This window comes from Streptacidiphilus pinicola, from assembly GCF_003258295.1.
GTDB classification, from domain to species: Bacteria; Actinomycetota; Actinomycetes; order Streptomycetales; family Streptomycetaceae; genus Streptacidiphilus; species Streptacidiphilus pinicola.
Genome location: NZ_QKYN01000221.1, coordinates 1 through 6,975, shown reverse-complemented (window position 1 = coordinate 6,975; position 6,975 = coordinate 1). Strand labels below are relative to the sequence as shown.

Annotated in this window: 7 protein-coding genes and 2 pseudogenes; 6 read left to right on the top strand and 3 right to left on the bottom strand. The window is 74.0% G+C overall.

All coding sequences use genetic code 11. The annotated features are described in order from the left end of the window. Positions 1–6: 6 nt before the first annotated feature. Positions 7–1,050 carry an agmatine deiminase family protein gene (locus tag DN069_RS37760; RefSeq protein ID WP_111507772.1) on the top strand — a complete coding sequence of 348 codons (1,044 nt, stop codon included), beginning with the start codon at positions 7–9 and terminating at the stop codon, positions 1,048–1,050. Positions 1,051–1,117: 67 nt separating this feature from the next. On the opposite strand, the gene DN069_RS37755 is transcribed toward DN069_RS37760, so the two are convergent. Further along, the gene (locus DN069_RS37755; RefSeq protein WP_111507771.1) at positions 1,118–1,540 is read right to left on the bottom strand and encodes an NUDIX hydrolase; all 423 of its coding nucleotides are present in this window, start codon (positions 1,538–1,540) and stop codon (positions 1,118–1,120) included. Between the two features lie 77 nt (positions 1,541–1,617). On the opposite strand from DN069_RS37755, the gene pyrE reads away from it, so the two are divergent. Together pyrE and DN069_RS37745 are read left to right on the top strand one after the other, a co-directional pair. Continuing rightward, complete coding sequence (gene pyrE, locus DN069_RS37750) at positions 1,618–2,151, top strand: orotate phosphoribosyltransferase (protein ID WP_111507770.1); 534 nt, start codon at positions 1,618–1,620, stop codon at positions 2,149–2,151. Positions 2,152–2,172: 21 nt separating this feature from the next. Next, positions 2,173–2,373: pseudogene (locus DN069_RS37745) on the top strand (TROVE domain-containing protein); the annotation flags it as partial. Between the two features lie 53 nt (positions 2,374–2,426). On the opposite strand, the gene DN069_RS37740 reads toward DN069_RS37745, so the two are convergent. Further along, entirely contained in the window at positions 2,427–2,831 is a 405-nt protein-coding gene (locus DN069_RS37740; RefSeq protein ID WP_111507769.1) for a hypothetical protein, read from the bottom strand. A gap of 156 nt (positions 2,832–2,987) precedes the next feature. Here DN069_RS37740 and DN069_RS37735 point away from each other — a divergent pair, with 156 nt between their 5' ends. The 3 genes from DN069_RS37735 (at position 2,988) to DN069_RS37725 (ending at position 6,042) form a co-directional block, all read left to right on the top strand. Further along, entirely contained in the window at positions 2,988–3,914 is a 927-nt protein-coding gene (locus DN069_RS37735) for a glycoside hydrolase domain-containing protein (RefSeq protein WP_111507768.1), read from the top strand. 167 nt (positions 3,915–4,081) lie between these two features. Then, the gene (locus DN069_RS37730) at positions 4,082–4,621 is read left to right on the top strand and encodes a TetR/AcrR family transcriptional regulator (protein WP_111507773.1); all 540 of its coding nucleotides are present in this window, start codon (positions 4,082–4,084) and stop codon (positions 4,619–4,621) included. Between the two features lie 119 nt (positions 4,622–4,740). Continuing rightward, entirely contained in the window at positions 4,741–6,042 is a 1,302-nt protein-coding gene (locus DN069_RS37725; RefSeq protein ID WP_111507767.1) for a DUF4328 domain-containing protein, read from the top strand. 21 nt (positions 6,043–6,063) lie between these two features. Here DN069_RS37725 and DN069_RS37720 read toward each other — a convergent pair. Then, positions 6,064–6,975, bottom strand: a pseudogene (locus DN069_RS37720) (protein phosphatase 2C domain-containing protein); the annotation flags it as partial.

Genomic DNA, 6,975 nt, shown 5'->3' with positions numbered 1-6,975 from the left:
ACCCTCATGAGCACCACCCCCACCCCGGCCTCCCTCGGCTGGTCCATGCCCGCCGAGTGGGCCGCGCACGATCGCACCTGGATGGCCTTCCCGACCTCCAACGAGACCTTCGCCGGCGACGAGCTCCACCTCGCCCGCCAGGCGTGGGCGAACGTGGCCAACACGATCGTGCGCTACGAGCCGGTCACCCTGGTCGTCAACACCGGCGAGGCGGAGGCGGCCCGGGGCTACGTCGCGCCCGAGGTCGAGATCGTCGAGCGTCCGCTGGACGACGCGTGGATGCGCGACATCGGCCCGACCTTCCTCACCGACGGCAAGGGCGGCCTGGCCGCCGCCGACTGGATCTTCAATGGCTGGGGCGCGCAGGAGTGGGCCAGCTGGGAGAACGACCAGCACATCGCCGAGCACATCGTCGAGCTGACGGGTGTTCAGCGGTTCGCCTCCCGGCTGATCAACGAGGGCGGCGGCATCCACGTCGACGGCGAGGGCACCGTCCTGCTGACGGACACCGTCCAGTTGGGCGAGGGCCGCAACAGCGAGTGGACCCGCGAGGAGGTCGAGGCCGAGATCCACGCCTTCCTCGGCACCACCAAGGCGATCTGGGTCCCGCGCGGCCTCACCCGCGACTACCAGCGCTTCGGCACCCGCGGCCACATCGACATCGTCGCGGCGTTCCTGCGCCCCGGCACCGTCGTGGTCCACAGCCAGCCGGACCCGAAGCACCCGGACCACGAGGTCACCAAGGAGATCGCGGCCCTGCTGCGCGCCTCCACCGACGCCAAGGGCCGCACGCTGGAGGTCATCGAACTCCAGGCCCCCACCGTTCTCTTCGAGGAGGACGGCGAGCCGGTCGACTACTCCTACATCAACCACTACCTGTGCAACGGCGCGGTCGTCCTCTGCGCCTTCGACGACGAGCGCGACCAGGCCGCGGCCGAGGTCTTCGCCCGGATCTTCCCCGACCGCAAGGTCGAACTCGTCGACGCCCGCGAGATCTTCGCCAACGGCGGCGGCATCCACTGCATCACGCAGCAGCAGCCGAGGCCCTGACGGCCCCGGGGCGCGGCCGCCCGAGCCCCACCGATCGCCACGCCGGCGTTCGCTGGGGCTCGGGCGGTCAGTCGGTCCCTGCCACGTCCAGATGCTGGTCGAGGTAGTCCTGTACCGGCTGGAACAACCCCGTGGGCACATGGGCGGGCAGCTCCGCCAGCGTCACCCACGCGACCTCCGCGAGTTCCTCCTCGTCGCCGACGCGCGCCTCGCCCCCGATGAGGCGGCACACCACGTACGAGATGTGCCGACCCGTCACCGGATGGACCCGCTCGCCCAGGAGCAGCGTGCCGTCGACGTCCAGGCCGGTCTCCTCGAACGTCTCGCGAGCCGAGGCCGCGAGCGGATCCTCGCCCGCCTCGATGCCGCCGGCGGGGAACTGCCAGTCGAGCTCCCCCTCCGCGACCCGGCGGCGCACCATCAGCACCCGCCCGTTGTCGACGACCACGGCCACGGCGATACCCGGCTGCTGCACAGACTGCTCGCTCACGCCTGTTTCCCCTCGCTCGCGTTCAGGCCAACTTCCTCTGAGTACCCGCGTTCTGACGTCTGCCACCATGGTCGTCCGTGACCGACTCAGACCTCGCCCGCCGCATCCACGCCGCCGCCCACCTCACCGGGGAGTTCACCCTCCGGTCGGGACGGACGGCCACCGAGTACTTCGACAAGTACCGCTTCGAGGCCGACCCCGTCCTGCTGGACGAGATCGCCGCGCGCATGGCGCCGCTCGTGCCGGACGGCACGGAGGTGCTCGCCGGGCTGGAGATGGGCGGGATCCCCGTGGTGACCGCGCTCGGCCGGCACACCGGACTGCCCTGCGCGTTCGTCCGCAAGGAGGCCAAGGCCTACGGGACCTGCCGCCTCGCCGAGGGCTCGGACGTCACCGGCCGCCGCGTCCTGGTCGTCGAGGACGTCGTCACCAGCGGCGGCCAGATCGTCCTGTCGACCGCCGACCTGCGCGCCCTCGGCGCCGTCGTGACGGAGGCCCTCTGCGTCATCGACCGCGAACAGGGCGGCGCCGAGGCACTCGCGGCGCAGGACATCCACCTGCTCTCGCTGCTCACCGCCGAGGACCTCAGGACCGCCACCAGCGGGCGATAGTGCCGCGCGCCGGGAGGGTCGGGCGAACCGACCGCCCAGGTGCCGTCAGAGGTTCCCGTCCACACCTGGAACCTGGCCGGCTCCCGCGTGGGCCACGCGCCCTCGGGCACGGGCAACCGGCACACCTTCGGCGGGTTGACGGACCACGCGTTCCGGCTGATCCCGCTGCTGGAGAACGGTGCACGCGCGGTCTGGCCGTGGGAGGCGCCCGCGTCGGGGTGACGGGTGGGTCCGTCGCCCCGACGGGCCGGTGGGGCCGGGTGGTTGGGCGGGGCTCAGCTGGGCAGGCCGCTCGGGAAGTCGCCGGTGGGCAGGGACGAGGGCAGGTCGCCGGTCGGGAGGCCGGAGGGCATGCTCGTGGGGAGGCTGGGGAGGTCCGTCGGGATCGAGGTCGGCAGGCCGGACGGAATCAGGCTGCCCAGGGCGTCCTTGACCGCCTGCGAGAGGAGCTTGCTGTAGGTGGCGACGTCGATCCCGTCGCACGCCGACGGCCTGGCCACCGAGGGCGTCGCACCCGCGCCGGGATTGCCGGCGGACTTGAACAGGCCGACCAGCGCGGTCTCGCAGGATGCGGTGCTGCCCGCGGACGGGGAGCCGCCGCTGTTGGACGAGCAGGCGGCGAGGCCGAGAACGGCGGCCGCGGCAGCCGCGGCGGCGAGGGTGGTGGTGACAGCGCGCATGTGGGGTCCCCCTGGTGGTGCCTGGTGATCGTGACGATCCGGCGTGCCGGATGAATCGAGCATGCCACGGTAGCGGATCGGGACCCGCGAGACCGCGTCAGTCGATACGCTGAAACGGACCAGGCACGCTCAACTGTGGTGCTGGAGGGGACAGTCATGGCCGCGACGGGGATCGACATCGCCTGGGACCGGCCGACGATCGCGCAGATCAGGGCGACCGGGGCGACCTGGGTGGCCCGTTACTTCTCCGAGGACCCGACCAAGAACCTGACGGCGAGCGAGGTCACCGACTACCACGCGGCAGGGCTCGGCATCGTGACCGTGTGGGAGAGCACGGCCACCCGCGCGCTGGAGGGACACGACGCCGGCGTGAACGACGCGCACACGGCGTGGGCGCAGCGCGCGGGCGTCGGGCTGCCGGACACGACGGTGGTCCACTTCGCCGTCGACACGGACACCGACTGGGCCTCGGTGGCGCCCTACTTCCAGGGCGTGCAGTCGGTCCTGGGCAGCGCGCGGACCGGCGTCTACGGCGGGCTGCGCGTGATCCAGGGCGCCCACGCGGCGGGGCTGCGCTACCTGTGGCAGACGGTCGCCTGGTCCGGCGGCACCTGGGCCTCCTTCGCGACCATCCGTCAGCCCGGCGGCACCACCCTGAGCGGCGGCGCCGACTACGACACCGCCGAGGCCGCCGACTTCGGCCAGTACCCGCGGCCCGTTCCGCCGCCGCGGCCCGTTCCCGCCCCCAGCTACCTGGAGGAAGAAGTGCTCGCCTACCTGCCGCCGCTCGCGCCCAACGCCGATGCCGACATCCCCGTGGAGCCCGCAGGCACCCTCGCCGCGCCGCAGGGCGGCTCCCGCAACGGGCCGCTCTGGCTCTGCCTCGCCGCCCAGGGCGCGGACGGAACGGTCGCCGTCTCGATGCGCACCACCGCGGGCTGGTCCGCGCCGGTCGAGCATCCGGTCACGGTCGCGGGCGGCAAGCTGGTGCTCACCCTGCCGGAGGACGGCTCCGTCGACGTCGTGCGGGTCAACCCCACCGTGCCGCTGATCGGCTACGTCACCGGGAGGCAGGTCGCCTGAGGCCGTCCCCTCTCCCTCCGGGTGCTTTACTGGTCCTCGGCGGTTTGAACAGCATTCGAAGCGCCGCCGAGGATCCGGAGCGAGTGGGCGAGAGGGGCTGAGCGGGAGTGGTCCGAGCGTCCGCGCGCCGGCCGGCCCGGCCGCGCGAGGAGGTCTTCGCCACGGCCATGGCCGCCATCGCCCGGCACGGGCTGGCCGGGGTCACCATGGCCGCCCTGGGTCGCGAGCTCGGGATGAGCGGCGGGCACCTGCTCTACTACTTCGGCAGCAAGGACCAACTGCTGCTGGAGACGCTGCGCTGGAGCGAGTCCCAGCTCGGCGAACGACGCCGCGAGCTGCTCACCGGCGACGCCCCGGCCACCGAACGGCTGCGCGCCTTCGCCGCCCTCTACCTGCCGACCGGCCCCGGTGACCCGCGCTGGACCCTCTGGGTCGAGGTGTGGGGACGCTCGCAGGCCAGCGAGGAGATCCGGGCGGGCCAGGTCGAGATCGAGGCCGTCTGGCGCGAGGACCTGGTCACCCTGCTGCACGAGGGCGTCGCCTCGGGCGAGTTCCGGGCCGTCGAGCCGGAGCGCTTCGCGGTGCGGCTCGGCGCGCTGCTGGACGGTTTCGGCACCCCCATCGTGGTCGGCCTGCCGGGCGCGGGTCCCGAGGTCGCGCTCGGGCACGTCGAGGACTACCTGTACGAAGCCCTGCTCGCGCGCTGACCTGCACCGTCCGTACACGGACGCTGTGATGGAACGCATGGACGGGGCTCCGTGGCATCGCATACCATCGGCCGCCAGCCGCGCGGCGAGGAGCGCGGAACCAGCCAAGGGGATCTCCCGTGCTCTGCCCGTCCTGTTCCGCCGCGTCGCTCGACGCGTACGGCCGCTGCCAGCACTGCGGCTACTCGGCGGCGCCGCCCGCCCAGCCCTACGCGGCGTACTACCCGCAGCCGCGGCTGATCACGCCGACCGCGCCGGCCGGTGTCGGCCTGGCGACGCAGATCCTGATGGCGATAGCCGGCCTGACCGCCCTGATCGGCTTCGGCGCGAACATCTGGGCGTACGGCGTCGCCAGGACCGCCTACCGCACCTCCGGCGCGAACGTGGACGCGATCAACGCGGCCGCGGGCGTCGCCGGGATCCTCTTGCTGCTCAGCCTGGTACTCGCCCTCGCCACCGGCATCGTCTTCATCGTCTGGTTCTACAAGTCCGCGAACCTGTCGGAGATCCTCTCCCCCGGCCGGCAGGCGCTCAGCCCCGGCTGGGCCATCGGCGGCTGGTTCATCCCGCTGGGCTCCCTCGTGCTGCCCCGCATCGTCGCGGGCGGCGTCTGGCGCGCCGCGATCCCGCTCGCGGCACAGCCGGTGCTCCGCAAGCCGCGTACCTACCTGGTGACCTGGTGGTGGCTCAGCTTCATCGTCGGCCAGACCCTGCTGTTCGTGGCGGTCAGCCCCGTCCGCGGTGACCAGTCGAGCTCCTTGGGTGCGGTCACGGTGGCCTTCGGCTTCAGCGGCATCGCCGACCTCTGCCGGCTCACCTCGGCCGTGCTGGGCATCCTGATGATCCGCAAGGTGACGCAGATGCAGCAGATCCGCATCCTGCAGGGCCCCGGCTCCGGACACCCCTTCGCCGGCCCGCTCGTCGCCACCGCCCCCTACGCGGCGTACGCCGAGCCGGTCCAGGCCCCCTTCGGCATGCCCGCTCCGCTGCCCCACCTGCCGCATCTGCCCCACCAGGCCGCTCCCTACGGCCCGCCGACGGGCACCCCCTACGCCCCGGCCCAGCCCGCACCGGTGTCCCAGCCGGCGCCGGTGCGGCCCGAGCCGGTCGCGGAGAACCCGCCGGTGGAGCTGCCGTCCCAGTCGCCCGCGCCCGCGGTGGAGCAGCTGCCCGCGACGCTGGTCGAGCCGTCCGAGGCGGCGACCGAAGTCGGTCTGACGGACGCCGTCCCGTCCGAAGCGCTGCCGTCCGACGCGGTGCCCGAGGACGCCGTCCCGGCGGACAAGCCCACCGCCGTGCTCCCGCGCCCACAGACGCCGGACGACCGCGGCACGGTGGTGCTGAAGGCCGTGAGCAACGACGCCCCGACCGACGACGCGCAGGACCCGGCCCCGGCTCCCGCGGAGCCGCGCGACGCCTGAGCGGCGTCCCGCGCGCCGGGGTCACTCCTCCCAGATCGCCGCGGCCGTCCGGTCCCCCGAGTGGCCGGACGCCCGCGCCTGGATCTGCCGCAGGAAGTCCACGCCCGCCGGGGCGTGCGGCTGGCACCAGTGCGCGGCCAGCAGCGCCGCGACCGCGGGCTCCGCGCGCAGCGGCGTCGCCAGCCCCTCCGTGCAGAGCAGCAGCACGTCACCGGGCTCCGGCACGACGGCACGGAAGCGGAACTGTCCCGCCTGCGGCGCGACCGCGTCCGCCGCACTCTCCGGCTCGTTGGTGAGCCGGCGCCCCGCGTAGGCGTCGTACCAGGCGTCGTCGCCGAGCAGCAGCAGCGCGCCCACGCCGGTGCCGAAGCCGGCGCGCAGCCGGTTGGTGGGGTCGAGCGGCGCGAGCAGCGCGTGGATCGCGCCCGCCGGGCCCAGCCCGCGCGCGGCGCGGGCGGTGAGCCGCTGCAGGCCGAAGCGGAGCTGCTCCTGCGCGCCGTGCCGCAGGTCGGCGAGCAGCCCGGTCCTGCTGCGGCCGACCGACGCGGCCAGCATCCGGACCGCTTCGGTGGCGCCGGGGCCCGAGGCGACGGCGGTCACCAGCAGACCGTCGGGGCCGTCCCCGAACCTGGCCACGATCATCCGGTCCCCACGCGGCGCGCCGAGTGCCCGCGCGTCCTCGCCCCGGGCGCTGGCGGCGCGCAGCGTCATGCTGCCGTGCCGGGCCAGTTCCAGCACGGTGTCCGGCACCAGGCCGCCGAGGTCCTCCGGGTCCGCCTCCGGCAGCGCGTCCGGCTCCGGCAACGACCCCCCGGTCGCCGGCCGGCTCCTCCCCCACCGCAGCCCGGCCCCGTCCGGCAACGTCGGCGTCGGCACGTGCGGCGGCTGCGCGACGGATTGCCCGGCGGACTCGGCCGGCGACCGGGGGGTCGT